Annotated in this window: 13 protein-coding genes; 3 read left to right on the forward strand and 10 right to left on the reverse strand. The window is 74.6% G+C overall.

Translation table 11 applies throughout. The features are described from left to right. Positions 1–40 precede the first annotated feature (40 nt). The 3 genes from ACI792_RS00005 to ACI792_RS00015 all read right to left on the reverse strand — a co-directional run bounded on the left by ACI792_RS00005 (position 41) and on the right by ACI792_RS00015 (position 3,680). The gene (locus tag ACI792_RS00005) at positions 41–691 is read right to left on the reverse strand and encodes a DUF305 domain-containing protein (RefSeq protein WP_456600756.1); all 651 of its coding nucleotides are present in this window, start codon (positions 689–691) and stop codon (positions 41–43) included. A 103-nt stretch (positions 692–794) separates the two neighbouring features. After that, a complete protein-coding gene (locus ACI792_RS00010; protein ID WP_456600757.1) occupies positions 795–1,286 on the reverse strand; it encodes a hypothetical protein in 492 nt (163 codons plus the stop codon). A gap of 78 nt (positions 1,287–1,364) precedes the next feature. Beyond that, a complete protein-coding gene (locus ACI792_RS00015) occupies positions 1,365–3,680 on the reverse strand; it encodes a heavy metal translocating P-type ATPase (RefSeq protein WP_456600758.1) in 2,316 nt (771 codons plus the stop codon). Positions 3,681–4,036: 356 nt separating this feature from the next. Between ACI792_RS00015 and ACI792_RS00020 the strand changes: the two genes are divergently transcribed. After that, the gene (locus tag ACI792_RS00020) at positions 4,037–5,101 is read left to right on the forward strand and encodes an alpha/beta hydrolase fold domain-containing protein (protein ID WP_456600759.1); all 1,065 of its coding nucleotides are present in this window, start codon (positions 4,037–4,039) and stop codon (positions 5,099–5,101) included. Between the two features lie 165 nt (positions 5,102–5,266). Here the strand turns inward: ACI792_RS00020 and ACI792_RS00025 are convergent, their stop codons facing one another. The 4 genes from ACI792_RS00025 to ACI792_RS00040 are packed head-to-tail and all read right to left on the reverse strand — an operon-like array spanning position 5,267 to position 8,740. Next, complete coding sequence (locus tag ACI792_RS00025) at positions 5,267–6,118, reverse strand: ABC transporter ATP-binding protein (protein WP_456580051.1); 852 nt, start codon at positions 6,116–6,118, stop codon at positions 5,267–5,269. A gap of 29 nt (positions 6,119–6,147) precedes the next feature. After that, positions 6,148–6,921, reverse strand: a complete 774-nt coding sequence (locus ACI792_RS00030) for an ABC transporter permease (protein WP_456580050.1) — start codon at positions 6,919–6,921, stop codon at positions 6,148–6,150. Continuing rightward, on the reverse strand, positions 6,918–7,769 hold the full coding sequence (locus ACI792_RS00035) for an ABC transporter permease (protein ID WP_456600760.1): 852 nt from the start codon (positions 7,767–7,769) through the stop codon (positions 6,918–6,920). The genes ACI792_RS00030 and ACI792_RS00035 overlap by 4 nt, the downstream gene beginning before the upstream one ends. Beyond that, on the reverse strand, positions 7,766–8,740 hold the full coding sequence (locus tag ACI792_RS00040) for an ABC transporter substrate-binding protein (RefSeq protein ID WP_456600761.1): 975 nt from the start codon (positions 8,738–8,740) through the stop codon (positions 7,766–7,768). Before ACI792_RS00040 ends, ACI792_RS00035 begins: the two co-directional genes overlap by 4 nt. Before the next feature lie 210 nt (positions 8,741–8,950). Here ACI792_RS00040 and ACI792_RS00045 point away from each other — a divergent pair, with 210 nt between their 5' ends. Beyond that, complete coding sequence (locus ACI792_RS00045) at positions 8,951–9,754, forward strand: IclR family transcriptional regulator domain-containing protein (RefSeq protein ID WP_456600762.1); 804 nt, start codon at positions 8,951–8,953, stop codon at positions 9,752–9,754. Then, entirely contained in the window at positions 9,751–10,953 is a 1,203-nt protein-coding gene (locus ACI792_RS00050; protein ID WP_456600763.1) for an MFS transporter, read from the forward strand. The genes ACI792_RS00045 and ACI792_RS00050 overlap by 4 nt, the downstream gene beginning before the upstream one ends. Before the next feature lie 88 nt (positions 10,954–11,041). Here the strand turns inward: ACI792_RS00050 and ACI792_RS00055 are convergent, their stop codons facing one another. From ACI792_RS00055 to ACI792_RS00065, 3 genes are read right to left on the reverse strand one after another with little or no spacing between them, the layout of a single operon-like run. Next, a complete protein-coding gene (locus ACI792_RS00055) occupies positions 11,042–12,145 on the reverse strand; it encodes an ABC transporter ATP-binding protein (protein WP_456600764.1) in 1,104 nt (367 codons plus the stop codon). Continuing rightward, a complete protein-coding gene (locus tag ACI792_RS00060; protein ID WP_456600765.1) occupies positions 12,142–13,158 on the reverse strand; it encodes an ABC transporter ATP-binding protein in 1,017 nt (338 codons plus the stop codon). Before ACI792_RS00060 ends, ACI792_RS00055 begins: the two co-directional genes overlap by 4 nt. After that, positions 13,155–14,198: an ABC transporter permease gene (locus ACI792_RS00065; RefSeq protein WP_456600766.1), complete on the reverse strand. Its 1,044-nt coding sequence runs from the start codon at positions 14,196–14,198 to the stop codon at positions 13,155–13,157. The genes ACI792_RS00060 and ACI792_RS00065 overlap by 4 nt, the downstream gene beginning before the upstream one ends. Positions 14,199–14,219: the final 21 nt, after the last annotated feature.

Consider the following 14,219-nt stretch of genomic DNA (forward strand, 5'->3'; position numbering starts at 1 on the left):
GGGGGCGGGCCGGTGGCGGCCCGCCCCCGCCGCGGCCGGGTCAGCCGTCGAGCTCGGTGAGGAGTCGCTGCATCTCGGCGATCTCGGCGTTCTGGCTGTCGCGGATGGACTGGGCCAGCGCGAGCGCCTCGGCGTTGCGGCCGTCCGCGGACTGCTCGGCTGCCATCTCCACCGCGCCCTGGTGGTGGACGATCATGCCGGACAGGAAGAGACGGTCGAACTCAGCGCCGGTGGCGGACATCAGCGCGTGCATGTCGTCCGCCGACATCATCCCGCCCTCGCCGTGGTGCATGCCGCCGTCGCCGTGGTCCATGCCGTCCATGCCGTCGTCCATGTGCCCGCCGTCGGCGTCCCAGTCCTGCAGCCAGCCGGTCATCGTCTGGATCTCGGGGTCCTGCGCGGCCTGGATGCGGGCGGCTAGGTCGAGCACGCGGGGGTCGGCGGCGCGCCCTTCGGCCAGCTCGGCCATGGCGATGGCCTGCCGGTGGTGGGGGATCATGCCCTGGGCGAAGGCGACGTCGGCGTCGTTGAACTCGGCCTGCGCGGCCGAGGAGCCGGCCGAGGAGGCGCTGCCGTTCATCATCGAGCCGTGCCCGGGAGCGCCGGTGTCGTCGGCGCAGCCGGCGAGGACGAGTGCGCCGGTGAGCAGGGCGGCGGTGAGGCCGGTCAGGCGTGCGGTGGTGCGGGTCATGGTGGGTGTCTCCTGGAGCTGCGGATGTGGGCCGGTGGGCGTGCGCGTGCACCGCCGCCGGGCCAGCACGGTCGCTGGAGGCGGGGCGGTGGCGGCGGTCGGCCTAGATCCGCAGCAGGCAGAGGGCGTGCAGGTCCGGCGGGCGCAGTGGCGCGAGGGCGGCGGAGGCGTGCGTGCGCAGCCGCGCCCACGCCGCCGGCAGCAGCGTCAGCAGGCGGGGCAGCAGCAGGGCGAGCAGCACCGCCAGCCCGGCGGCGACCACCGCCAGGCACAGCGCCCACAGGTGCCCGCCCGCTCCGGCCGGCGCACTGCCGTGGTCGGCGGCGAGCAGGCCGACCGGCGGGGCCGCGGCGACCATCGCGGCGGCGCCCTGGATGCTGCCGTGCTCACCGGCGTGGGCGCTGCTGTGCGCCTCGAGGCCGGGGCTCACCGGGCCGGTGTGGAGGCCGCCCTCGAGCAGCCCGGCGGGGGCTGCCGCCACCGGAGCGGCGCCGTGACCGGCTGGGTGCTCGGTGCCGGCGGCGGTGCACTGCAGGCCGTGCATCGCGAAGACGGCGGCCAGCAGCAGCAGCGCTGTCCATCCTCGTGCCGCCATCTCCACCCCCTTCCTCGGGCGAGGCTACGACGCCCGCGATGGCCGGCCGCCGGGACGGTGCCCGGCGGCCGGACCCGGTCAGCGCCGGCCGGCGATGGTCGGCTCCGCGGCCGCCCCGGAGCGCCGGGCCGGGGCGGCCCGGCCGGCGGCGACCTCGGCGACGCTGGCCTCCGGGCGCAGGTCCAGCCGCCGCAGCAACTGGGCGTTGGAGGCCACCACCACGGTGGACAGGCTCATCAGCAGGGCGCCGACCTCCATCGGGAGGACGAACCCGATCGGGGCGAGCACCCCGGCGGCCAGCGGGACCGCGATCAGGTTGTAGCCGGCGCCGGCCCACAGGTTCTGCTGCATCTTGCGGTAACTGGCTCGTGACAGCCGGATCACCGACACCACCGCGCGCGGGTCGGAGGAGGCCAGGATGATCCCGGCGGAGCCGATCGCGACGTCGGTGCCGGCCCCGATCGCGATGCCCACGTCGGCGCGCGCCAGGCTCGGGGCGTCGTTCACGCCGTCGCCCACCATGGCGACCGCCCGGCCCTGCTGCTGCAGGGCGGCGACCTTCGCGGCCTTGTCCTCCGGGCGCACCCCGGCGAACACCTGGTCGATGCCCAGCTCGGTGGCCACCGCGCGGGCGACCGGCTCGGCGTCGCCGGTGATCATGACGACGTCGACGCCGAGCGCGTGCAGCGCGTCGACCGCATCCCGGGACTCCGGCCTGATCTCGTCGGCCAGGGCCAGCGCGCCGGCGACGTGCCCGTCGACGAGCACGTGCAGCACCGTCGCGCCGTCGGCGGCCCACGGCCGGGTGTCGGGCAGCGGGGTCAGGCCGTGCTCGGTCAGCAGGTTCGGGCCGCCGACGGCGACGGTGTGCCCGTCGACGGTGGCGGTGACCCCGACCGCGGCCGACGCGCGGAACTCCGCCGCCGGGGACACGGGCAGGTGCCGCTGCCGGGCGGCGGCGACGATCGCGCGGGCCAGCGGGTGCTCGCTGTCGGCCTCCGCCGCCGCGGCCAGCGCCAGCACCTCGTCCTCGGTCAGGCCGACCCCGGTGACGTGGGTGACCGCCGGCTCCCCCTTGGTCAGGGTGCCGGTCTTGTCGAAGAGCACGGTGTCGACGGTGCGCATCCGCTCCATCGCCCCGCGGTCCTTGACCAGCACGCCGCCCCGCGCGGCCCGCTCGGTGGAGATGGACACCACCAGGGGGATGGCCAGGCCCAGCGCGTGCGGGCACGCGATGACCAGCACCGTGATCACCCGGACCAGCGCGCTGTCCGGCGCGCCGTAGAGGCTCCACACGACAGCGGTGACCGCCGCGGCCCCGACGGCGAACCAGAACAGCCAGCCGGCCGCCCGGTCGGCCAGCAGCTGCGCGCGCGTGGTGGAGGACTGCGCATCTGCGACCAGCCGCTGGATGCCGGCCAGCGCGGTGTCCTCTCCCACCGCCGTGACCCGCACCCGGATCGCGGTGTCGGTGGCCACGGTGCCGGCCACCACGGTGTCCCCGACGCCGCGGCGGACCGGCTGGGACTCCCCGGTGATCATCGACTCGTCCACCTCGGCGGTGCCGTCGACGACGTCGCCGTCGGCCGGCACCCGCCCACCAGGACGGACGACCACCACGTCGCCGACGGCCAGCTCGGCCGGGGACACGGTGACCAGGTCGTCGCCGACGACCTTCTCCGCCTCGTCGGGCAGCAGCGCGGCGAGCGAGTCCAGTGCCGAGGAGGTCTGCGCCAGGGAGCGCATCTCCAGCCAGTGCCCCAGCAGCATGATGACGACGAGCAGCGCCAGCTCCCACCAGAAGTCCAGCTCGTGGGAGAGCACGCCCACCGTGGCACCCCAGGACGCGACGAACGCCACGGTGATGGCCATGCCGATGAGCAGCATCATCCCGGGCTTGCGGGCCCGGACCTCCCCGACCGCTCCGGTGAGGAACGGCCGGCCGCCCCAGACGTAGATGACCGTCCCGAGCACCGGGGACACCCACTCCCGGCCGGGGACGTCGGGCAGCGTGTAGCCGACGATGTCGGCGAACATGCCGCTGAGCAGGACCGTCGGCACCGCCAGCGCCAGCATGAGCCAGAACAGCCGGCGGAACATCGCCACGTGGTCAGCGCCGTGACCGCCATGCCCGGCGTGCCCCGCGTGGCCGTCGTGGTCTCCCTGCCCGGCGTGCCCCGCGTGCCCGCCGTGGGACGCGCCGTGGCCGTCGGGAGTGGAGCCGGCGGCGGCGCGCAACGGGTCCTCCACGTCCACGCGGTTGTCGCCGGCGGCGACCGGCAGTCCCTGTCCGTGCGTCGGCCCACCACCGTGGCCGTGGCCGTGGTGGTGGCCGGCCACTGTCGCCTTCGGCGCCGCCGCGTAGCCGTCCGGGCGGCTCGTCGCATCTGACATGACCTTCTCCTCTGCCTCGCACTCCTCCACCGACCGGCCGCCGGACCCCGCCGAAGAAGTGCGGGAGGCGGCTCGGGTGGCCTGCACCGCCACGAAGGTTATACCCCCCGGGGGTATTCCACCAGAGGTCCTGCCTCGGGAGTTCCCAGCCGACGGCGAGATGCGGGAAACCGGGCGCTGCGGGCCCTGCCAGCGCCCGATCCACCGTCTCTCGACCGGCCCCGCCACGCCCTCCGCAGGGCGTTTCCGGGCAGCGGAAGGTCTGCTTCGTCAACGTCCCGCCGTGTGTCTAGCGTCACAGCCGCTCAGTCTCCGCACCGGCGACAACGCCCCCACTGAATCGGAGCTCGACACACATGCGCCCCACCGCACGCACCGCCCGGAAGGGCCTCGCGGCCGGCTGCGGCCTCGCCGCCGCACTGGCCGTCTCCCTCGCCGCCCCGGCCCACGCGGCCCCGCCGTCCGAGCCCACCGTCGTGAGCGACCTCGCCTACGGCCCGGCGTCCCCGGGCAACCTGCTGGACCTGCACCTCCCGGACGCCCGCGGGAGGGGCGGCCTGCCGCTGGTCATCTGGCACTCGGGCTCCGCGTGGTTCAGCAACGACGTCAAGACCGGCGAGCAGGCGCTCGACGTCGTCGAGGAGTTCACCGGCCGCGGGTACGCCGTCGCGGCGATCAACGTGCGCTCCAGCTTCGACGCCCGCTTCCCGGCGCAGGGCCACGACGTCCGCGCCGCCGTCCGCTACCTGCGGGAGAACGCCGACCGGTACGGCCTCGACCCGGACCGCTTCGCCTTCATGGGCAACTCGTCGGGCGGCTGGTCGGCGGCGTTCGCGGCCACCACGAGCGACGTCCTGGAGCTGCCCGGCGAGACGGGCGTGGACGGGACCTCCAGCGCCGTCCAGGTGGCCGTGCCGTTCTTCCCACCGACGGACTTCCTGTCCATGGACGCCTTCGCGGCAGAGAACGACCTCCCGATGCAGGAGGGCATCTACCCCCACGACGCACCGGACTCCCCGGAGAGCCGGCTGATCGAGTGCCCCGGCGAGGTCTTCCCGACCGAGCTCGTGAGCATCCAGGACTGCCCGGCGGAGACCGAGGCGGCCGACCCGAGCAGCTACATCGAGGGCGACGAGATCCCGATCTGGGTGCTCCACGGCCTGGCCGACCCGCTGCTCCCCTACAACCAGAGCCAGCTCGTCTACGACACGACGACGGCCGCGGGGAACGAGGCGCGGTTCTCCCTCGTGCCCGGTGCCGGCCACTCGGTCGACGACATCATCGGCGCCCGTGAGTCGACGACGTGGCTCACGAACGCCTTCGGTCGCGAGCGGGTGGTCCACCGCGCCGGCCCGAGCTGGCACGACATCGACCGGTTCCTGCGCAGCGGCTTCGCCCAGGCGGAGCGCGCCGGCCGCTGACCCCGCGAGAGACGGCGAACGGGGCCCCGGCACAGCTGCCGGGGCCCCGTTTCGCGTCTCTCACCCCGGGCCCGCAACCCGACTTCGGGGAAAGCGGGCGCCCGAACGCCCGCCACGGGCCGACTTCCCGGAAGTCGGCCCCTCGAAGTCGGCCCTGCGGAGCGGTCAGAACCCCGAGTGGTCGGGGGCGGCGGGCGCGGGGCCGGACACGGGGCCGGCGGCCACGGGCTGTGCTGCCTCCGCGGCCTCCTTCTCGTCCTTGGCCCGGTGGATCTGCTCGTAGACCCGCGCCCGCAGCTCGGCGAACCGCGGCGAGGAGCGGGTGGTGAGCTGGTCACGCTCGTCGGGCAGGTCGATGACGAGGTCGTCGCGGATCACCGTCGGCGAGTTGGACAGGATGAGCACCCGCTGGCCGAGGTAGACCGCCTCGTCGATGTCGTGCGTGACGAACAGCGTGGTCACCTGGAAGCGGTGCCACAGGCTCCGGATGAGGTCCTCGAGGTCGGCGCGGGTCTGCGCGTCGACGGCGGCGAACGGCTCGTCCATGAGCAGCACGTGCGGCTCGTAGGCGACCGCCCGGGCGATGGCCACCCGCTGCTGCATGCCGCCCGACAGCTGCCACGGGTAGGCCGCGTGCGCCTCGGCCAGGCCGACGGCGGCCAGCGACTCCTCGACCAGCTCCGTGCGCCGGGCCGATGCCAGCTTCTTCTGCTTGAGCGGGAGCTCGACGTTGTCGCGCACGGTCATCCAGGGGAAGAGGCTGCGCCCGTACTCCTGGAAGACCACCGCCATGCCCGGCGGCGGGCCGTTCACGACCTCGCCCTCCATGCGCACCTCACCGGAGGTGGGCTCCAGCAGGCCGGACATGATCTTCAGCAGCGTCGTCTTGCCGCAGCCGGAGGGGCCGACCAGGCAGGCCAGCTCGCCCGCGGGCAGGGTGAACGTCAGGTCGCGGACGGCCTCGACCGTGCGGTCCTTGCTCTCGTAGACCTTCTTGATGCCACGGACGTCGAGCACGAGGTTCCCCTTCCGGGAAGTCGAGGAGGTCAGGAGGAGCGCTGGGCCCGGCGCAGGCCGTGGTACCAGGCGAGCTGCCGGCTCTCGACGAGCCGGAACAGCAGCGACAGCAGGAAGCCCAGCAGACCCAGCATGAGCATCCCCGCCCAGGTCTCCGGGATGGCGAAGCTGCGCTGCGCCTGGACGACCGCGTAGCCCAGCCCGTTGCTCGCGGCGAACAGCTCGCTGATGACCATGAGGATGATCGCGACCGAGAGCCCCTGGCGGAGCCCGGCGAAGATCTGCGGGCTGGCGCTGGGCAGCACCAGGCGCCGCAGCCGGGACCAGCCGGTGAGGCCGTAGACGCGGCCGGTGTCGCTGAGCACCTCGTCGACGGCGCGCACGCCCTCGACGGTGTTCAGCAGGATCGGCCACATGCAGCCGAAGGCGATGACGACGATCTTCATCCCGTCGCCGAGGCCGAACAGCAGGATGAAGATCGGCACCAGCACCGGCGGCGGGATGGCCCGGAAGAACTCGAACACCGGCTCGGTCAGCGCCCGCACCGTGCGCGAGGTGCCGATCAGGACGCCGAGGGCCAGGGACACCACGACGGCGAGCGCGTAACCCGCGGCCAGCCGGTAGAGGCTGGGCCAGACGTCGGCGGCCAGCCGGGGGCCGAACCACTCCTCGACCAGGCTGTCGAGGATCTCCGACAGCGGCGGGAAGAAGAAGCTCGTGCTGCCGGCGCTGGCGAACCACCAGGCGGCGAGCAGGATCACCGGCAGGCCGAGGGTCATCGCGACCCGGCGGAGCACGCTCACGCCGCCACCTCCGCTCGCTGGGACGGGTGCCACGACAGCGCCCGCCGCTCGATGGCCCGGAAGACCAGGTTGACGATCACGCCGAGGATGCCCGTGGTCACGACGATCGCGTACGCGGCCACGACCGCGCCGCTGCTCTGGGCCGTGGCGAGCAGCTGGCCCAGCCCCGGCGTGCCGATGACGAGCTCGGCGGTGACCGCGAGGATCAGCGCGACCGCCGCGCCCAGGCGCAGGCCGGTCATGACGTAGGGAAGCGCGGTGGGCCAGGTGACGTGCCGGACCCGCGCCCAGGGGCCGAGCCCGTAGGCGCGGGCGGTGTCCTGGGCGACGGGGTCGACGTCCTGCACCCCGTAGAGCACCTGGATGAGGATCTGCCAGAACGACGCGTAGACGACGAGCAGGAGCTCGCTCTCGAGGTCGTTCCCGTACAGCAGGACGGCGATCGGGATCAACGCCACCGACGGGATCGGCCGCAGGAACTCGATGGTGGACGCGGAGAACTCCCGGGCGAACCGGAAGGTGCCCAGCAGCAGCCCCAGCAGCACGCCGGCGACCGCGGCGATGGCCAGGCCGATCGCCCAGCCCTTCAGGGTCTCCAGGACGGCGGTCCAGAACTCCGGGCGGCCGAACTGCTCGACCAGCTCCGCGCCGATCTCCGACGACGGCGGGAACCAGCGGCGCGGGACGAGCCCGATCCGCGGGGCGATCTCGACCAGCGCGACGAGCGCGACCAGCCCGAGCAGCCCCAGGACCCAGGCCGGGACGGGCCGGCGCCGGCCCGCTCGTGGGGAGCGGGCCGGCGACGCGGCGGGGTCCGCCGCCGTGCGGGTGGCGGTGGAACCGGTCACGGCAGCAGGGCGTCCAGGTCCGGAGCCTCGTCGAGCAGCCCGTCCTCGACCGCCAGGTCGGAGAGGGTCTGCACCGAGTCGCGGTTGATCTCGGCCGGCCAGGCCGGCAGGGTCATCGCCTCGGCGATGGCCGGGTCGATCTCGGTGTACTCGTCCAGGACCTCGCGGACGGCGTCCGGGTTCGCCTGCGCGTACTCCAGCGACTGCGCCATCGCGTCGCTGAAGCACTCGACGGCCTCGGGGTTCTCCTGGGCGTACTGCTCGCTGGTGAAGTACGCGGCCACGGTGAGGTCGTCGGCGGTGTCGACGAAGTTCGAGGTCACGACCGTGGCGCCGGCGTCGGTGGCGACGGCGAGGAACGGCTCCACCACCCAGGCGGCGTCGACGTTGCCCTGCTCCAGGGCGGCGGGCATCTCCGGGAACGGCAGCTCGACGAACTGGACGCTGTCGGGGTCGCCGCCGGCGGCGCGCACCGACTCGCGGACCGTCGTCGTCCCGATGTTGTTGAGCGTGTTGACCGCCACGGTGGCGCCGGCGAGGTCGGCGGCGCCGGCGATGCCGCTGTCGGGGGTGGTGACGATGCCGCCGAAGTCCGCGCCCTGCTCACCGGTGGAGGCGACGCCGTTGGCGACGACCTGCAGCGGCAGGCCCTCGCTGGCGGCGAGCAGCAGCGAGGTGATGTTGCTGAAGCCGAACTGCGACTGCCCGCTCACCACGGCGGGGACGATGGCGGCACCGCCCTGGCCGGTCTCGAGGGTGAGGTCGAGCCCGCACTCCTCGAAGAAACCCTGCTGGTCGCCGAGGTAGATCGGCGCCACGTCGACGATGGGGATGACCCCGACCGACACCTGCTCGAGCTCTCCACCGCCACCGCCGCCGGCCGCGCCGGCGTCGGGCTCCTCGTCGGATCCGCCGCAGGCGGTGACGAGCAGCAGGGGGGCGGCGACGAGCGCTGCCACGGTGCGGCGCATGAGTTCTCCTCGGATCGATGGCGACTCCAGGCACGTGTTCGCTGTGCGAACATCTGTGTGCCATGTGAACGTGCACGACGCTCGCACGTGAGGGCAGTCACGTCAATCCGTCGTGATCCGACCGTCATGTCGTGCGCTCTCCGCACAGGCGTTCATCATGCGCACCGTATGGTGATCGCGCTCACCACCCCGCCGGAGCGAAGGAGCGCCGTGACCCCTGTGCCCGACGAGCGGCCGGTGCCCGTCCGGGACGGCACCTACGTGCAGTCCCTCGACCGCGGCCTGGCCGTGATCCGCGCCTTCGACGCCGAGCACCCCCGCCTGCAGCTCAGCGAGGTCGCCCGCGCCACCGGGCTGACCCGCGCGGCCGCCCGGCGCTTCCTGCTGACCCTCGTCCAGCTCGGCTACGTCCGCGCCGAGGGGCGGGAGTTCTCCCTCCGCCCCCGCGTGCTGGAGCTCGGCTACTCCTACCTCTCGGGGCTCACCCTCCCCGAGGTCGCGCAGCCGCACCTGGAGTCGCTGGTGCAGCGGGTGGAGGAGTCCTCGTCGCTGTCGGTGCTCGACGGCGACGACGTCGTGTACGTGGCGCGGGTGCACACCAAGCGGATCATGACCGTGATGATCACCGTCGGCACCCGGTTCCCCGCCTACGCCACGTCGATGGGGCGGGTGCTCCTCGCCGGGCTCCCCGACGAGGAGCTGACCGCCTACCTCGACCGCGCCCGGCTGGAGCCGCTCACCGGGCGCACCGTCACCGACCCCGGGGTGCTGCGGTGGGTGCTCGGCGACGTGCGCGAGCGCGGCTACGCGATGGTCGACCAGGAGCTCGAGGAGGGCCTGCGCTCGGCCGCCGCCCCCGTGCGTGACCGGTCCGGCGCCGTCGTCGCCGCGGTCAACCTGTCGGTCAGCGCCAGCCGCACCTCGGTGGCGCAGCTCGAGCAGGACTACGTGCCGCCGCTGCTGGAGACCGCCGCCCAGATCGAGCACGATCTCGGCCGCAGCGCCCGCTCGTGACCGCCCCCGCCACCCGACGGCGCTCCGCCTGGCGGCTCGCGCTCCCGGCCGCCGCCCTCGTGCTGGTCGCGCTGTGCCTGCGCGCGCCGTTCGCCGCCGTCGGCCCGCTGCTGGCCGAGCTCGGCGACGAGTTCACCCTCTCCACCGGGGCGCTCGCCGTCGTCACCGCGCTCCCGCTGGTCTGCTTCGGGCTGGTCTCGCCGTTCGCGCCGGCCCTGGCCGCCCGGTTCGGGGTGCACCGGGCCGTGCTCCTCGGCGTCGTCGCGCTGGCGGCCGGGATCGGGCTCCGGCTGGCCGGCGTCCCGGGGCTCTTCCTGGGCACCGTGCTGCTCACCGGCGGCATCGCCGTCGCCAACGTGCTGCTGCCCGCCGCGGCACGCGCGGAGTACGGCAACCGCAGCGCCCTGGTGCTCGGGATGATCGTCGCCGCCATGGCGGCCTCGGCCAGCATCGGGGCGGGGCTGGCGCAGCCGCTGGCCGGGCTCGCGGGCAGCGCCGGCACCGGCCTGCTGCTGTGGGCCGTGCCGGTGCTCGCGGCGCTGCTCGGCATGGCCGCCCTCACCCGCGCGCGGCGGGCCGTCCCGCCCCCTCCACCCGCTCCGGCCGGCGCCCGCACCGCCGTCCTGCGCGACCGCGTGGCGCTGGCGGTGACCCTCTTCTTCGGTCTCCAGTCGCTGTCGTTCTACGCGATGCTCACCTGGCTGGCCGAGGTGCTGGAGTCCGACGCCGGCGTCTCCCCGGTGGCCGCGGGCGGCCTGGTCGCGCTCGCCGCCGCCCTCGGCCTGCCCGCGTCCCTCGTCGTCCCGCCGCTGGCCGCGCGCCGCCCGGGCCAGGGCGCGTGGGTGCTGGCCGGCACGATCCCGGTGATCGCCGGGATCGTCGGCCTGCTCGCGGCGCCCGCATCCGCCCCGCTGCTGTGGGCGGTGCTCTACGGCCTCGGCACCGGCATCGCCTTCCCGCTGGCGATGACGCTGATCCTCCAGCGCACCCGCGACGTCGGCCAGACCGGGCGACTCTCGGCGGCGGCGCAGAGCGTGGGCTACCTGGTGGCGGCCACCGGGCCGCTGACCGTCGGCCTGCTGCACGAGGCGACCGGCGAGTGGGCGCCCGGGCTGTGGATGCTGCTCGCCGTGGTGGTCGCCCAGCTCGCCGTCGGGCTGGCCGCCGCCCGCCCGCGCCTGGTCGGCGAGACCGTCTGACGCCCCTCCCCGGTTGATCATCGTCATCTGGCGCCCACCGCCGGCGTGTCTCCAGCCACACGACGATGATCAACAGCGATCCAGAGCGTCAGGGGTCGGCGGTGACGCCCTCCGGCGTCTCGGTGACCGGCGTCCCGGCGACGCCGTGCAGGTGGCACGCGGCCAGCTGGCCGGGCGCGCCCGCCGGCTGCAGCGCCGGGTCGACGTCGTCGCACGGCTCGAAGACGTACGGGCAGCGGGTGCGGAACCGGCAGCCCGAGGGGACGTCGGACGGCGAGGGGACGTCGCCGCGCAGCACGACCCGCTTCCGCGCCCGCTCCTGCGCCGGGTGCGGCACGGGCACCGCCGACAGCAGCGCCTGCGTGTAGGGCATCTGCGGCTCGGAACCCACCGCCGCCGCGGGGCCGATCTCGACGATCCGCCCCAGGTACATGACGGCGATCCGGTCGGAGATGTGCCGGACGGCGGAGAGATCGTGCGAGATGAACAGCAGGGTGAGCCCCAGCTGCCGCTGCAGCCGGCGCAGCAGGTTGAGCACCTGGGCCTGCACGCTCACGTCGAGCGAGGCGATCGCCTCGTCGCACACCAGGAAGTCGGGCTCCCCGGCGAGCGCCCGGGCGATGCCGACGCGCTGCCGCTGACCGCCGGAGAACTCGTGCGGGTAGCGCCCCGCGACGACCGGGTCGAGCCCGACCAGCTCCAGCAGCTCGCCCACCCGCTCGGCCCGCTCCCGCTTGCCCGACCGCAGCCCGTGCACCTCCAGCGGCTCGCTGACCGTCTGGGCGACGGTGCGCCGCGGGTCGAGCGAGGCGAACGGGTCCTGGAAGACCATCCCGGCCCGCCGGCGCATCTCCTTGAGCCCGCGGCGGTCCAGCGAGGTCACGTCGGTGCCGTCGAAGGTCACGCTGCCCCCGGTCGGCGGCACCAGCCGCAGCAGGGCGTTGCCCAGCGTGGACTTGCCGCAGCCGGACTCCCCCACCAGGCCCAGCGCCTCCCCGCGCAGGATGTCGAGGTCCACCCCGTCGACGGCGCGCAGCACCCGGGCGGGCGTGCCGCGGCCCTGCCCGCGCAGCGGGAAGTGCACCTCCAGCCCGCGGGCGGAGACCAGGACGTCGCCCCCCGGCGCCGTCCCATGCTCGGCCACCGGCGCTCCCTGCGAGGCGTGCGCCCCCGCCGGCCCCCGCTCGCTCATCGCGGCTCCTCCCCCTCGGCGCACCAGGTCGCCGCCCGGTGCGGCAGCGCCCCACCGGAGGGGCCGACCACGGCCAGCGGCGGCTGCTCGGTCTCGCAGCGCGGATCGGCCCGCACGGGGCAGCGCGGCCAGAACACGCAGCCCGGCGGCAGGTCGGTGGGCGGCGGCGGCAGCCCGGGGACGGCGGTGAGCTCGGGCACCTCGCCGTCGGGCCCCACCGGGGCGGCGAGGTCGGGCAGCGAGCCGAGCAGGCCGCGGGTGTAGGGGTGCGCCGGCCGCTCCAGGACGTCGTCGACCGTGCCGTCCTCGACGCACCGGCCGCCGTACATGACCAGCACGCGGTCGGCGATGCCGGCGACCACGCCGAGGTCGTGGGTGATCCAGATGACCCCGGTGCCGTGCTCGGCCTGCAGCTCCTCGACCAGGTCGATGATCTGCGCCTGCACCGTCACGTCCAGCGCCGTCGTGGCCTCGTCGGCGATGAGCAGCGAGGGCGAGTTGCTCAGCGCGATCGCGATGACGACCCGCTGGCGCATCCCCCCGGAGAGCTCGTGCGGGTAGCGGTCCAGCGCCCGGCCCGGATCGGGCAGCCCCACCTCGCGCAGCAGCTCCGTCGCCCGGTCCCGCGCGGCCTGCTTGGAGACCTCGCCGTGCGCACGGATGCCCTCGACCAGCTGCCGCCCGATGGTGAGCACCGGGTTGAGCGACGTCATCGGGTCCTGGAACACCATGCCCGCCCCCGGGCCGCGCACCTGGCGCAGCCGTTCGGGCGACATGGTCAGCAGGTCCTCGCCCTGCAGCACGGCGCGGCCGGTCACCGTCGCCACCCGCGCGGGGAGCAGCCCGAGCAGCGCCAGCACCGAGACGCTCTTGCCGCTGCCGGACTCCCCCACGACCGCGACGGTCTCCCCCGGGCCCACGGTGTAGCTCAGCCCGTTGACGACGTCGGCCGGCCCGCGCGGGGTGCGCAACCGCACCCGCAGGTCCTCGACCTCCAGCACCGGCGCGGTCACCGCCCACCCCCGCCGGTGTCGGCGGCGGCGGCCGCACCGGCCGCCCGTGAGCCCCCGGCCATCTGGGTGCGCTGGCGCGGGTCGAGGACGTCGCGAAGCCCGTCGCCGAGCAGGTTGAAGCACAGCACGGTCAGGAAGATCGCCATCCCCGGGAAGAAGGCCAGCCACCAGGCCAGCTCGATGTAGCCGCGCCCCTCGGCGAGCATCAGCCCCCACGAGGGGTTGGGCGGTTGCGTGCCCAGGCCGAGGAACGACAGCGCCGCCTCGGCCAGCACCGCGAACGCCAGGCTGATCGAGGTCTGCACGATGATCGGCGGCGCGGCGTTGGGCAGGATGTGGCGGGTCAGGATCCGCCAGTCCGACGCCCCCACCGACCGGGACGCCCGCACGTACACCTCCTCGCGCACGCCGAGCACGCTGGCGCGGGTGACCCGGGCGAAGATCGGCGTGTAGACGATCCCGATCGCCAGCGCGGTGTTGCCCGACCCGGGCCCGCGGACGGCGAGGACGGCGATCGCGAGCAGCACCGCGGGGAAGGCGAAGAGCATGTCCATGACCCGCATGAGGACGTCGTCGACCCACTTGCCGTAGTAGCCGGCGAGCAGGCCGATCAGGGTGCCCACGACGAGGGCGAACCCGACGGCGAGGAACCCCACGCGCAGCGACACCGAGGCACCCAGGATGACCCGGCTCAGGATGTCGCGGCCGAGGTCGTCGGTGCCGAACGGGTGCTCCCAGCTCGGCGACTGGAGCCGGTCGGCCACCGAGATGTCGTTGGCCCCCTCCGGCGCGAAGGTGTCGTCGAAGACCGCCACCACCACGATGAAGAGCAGGACGACCGAGGCGATCGCCGCCGTCGGGTTGTGGGCCAGCAGGCTGAGGGTCTCGCGCCACCGCGGCCGGGCCGGGCGCAGGGTGGGCGGCTCGGGCGAGGTGTCCCGCTGCGGGGACCCGCCCGGGGGCTCCTCCGGCGTCTCGGGCGGACGCTCGCCATCCCTGCCCTGGTAGGGCGGGGGCCCTGGGGTCGGCTGGATGCTCATGGCAGCAGGACTCGGCTGGGG

The sequence above is a fragment of the Blastococcus sp. SYSU DS0669 genome, from assembly GCF_054050895.1.

Coding starts and splice junctions, on each gene's coding strand:
- ACI792_RS00040 (WP_456600761.1), bottom strand. CDS start 8,740: ATGCGCCGCACCGTGGCAGCGCTCGTCGCCGCCCCCCTGCTGCTCGTC.
- ACI792_RS00005 (WP_456600756.1), bottom strand. CDS start 691: ATGACCCGCACCACCGCACGCCTGACCGGCCTCACCGCCGCCCTGCTC.
- ACI792_RS00010 (WP_456600757.1), bottom strand. CDS start 1,286: ATGGCGGCACGAGGATGGACAGCGCTGCTGCTGCTGGCCGCCGTCTTC.
- ACI792_RS00065 (WP_456600766.1), bottom strand. CDS start 14,198: ATGAGCATCCAGCCGACCCCAGGGCCCCCGCCCTACCAGGGCAGGGAT.
- ACI792_RS00020 (WP_456600759.1), top strand. CDS start 4,037: ATGCGCCCCACCGCACGCACCGCCCGGAAGGGCCTCGCGGCCGGCTGC.
- ACI792_RS00015 (WP_456600758.1), bottom strand. CDS start 3,680: ATGTCAGATGCGACGAGCCGCCCGGACGGCTACGCGGCGGCGCCGAAG.
- ACI792_RS00055 (WP_456600764.1), bottom strand. CDS start 12,145: ATGAGCGAGCGGGGGCCGGCGGGGGCGCACGCCTCGCAGGGAGCGCCG.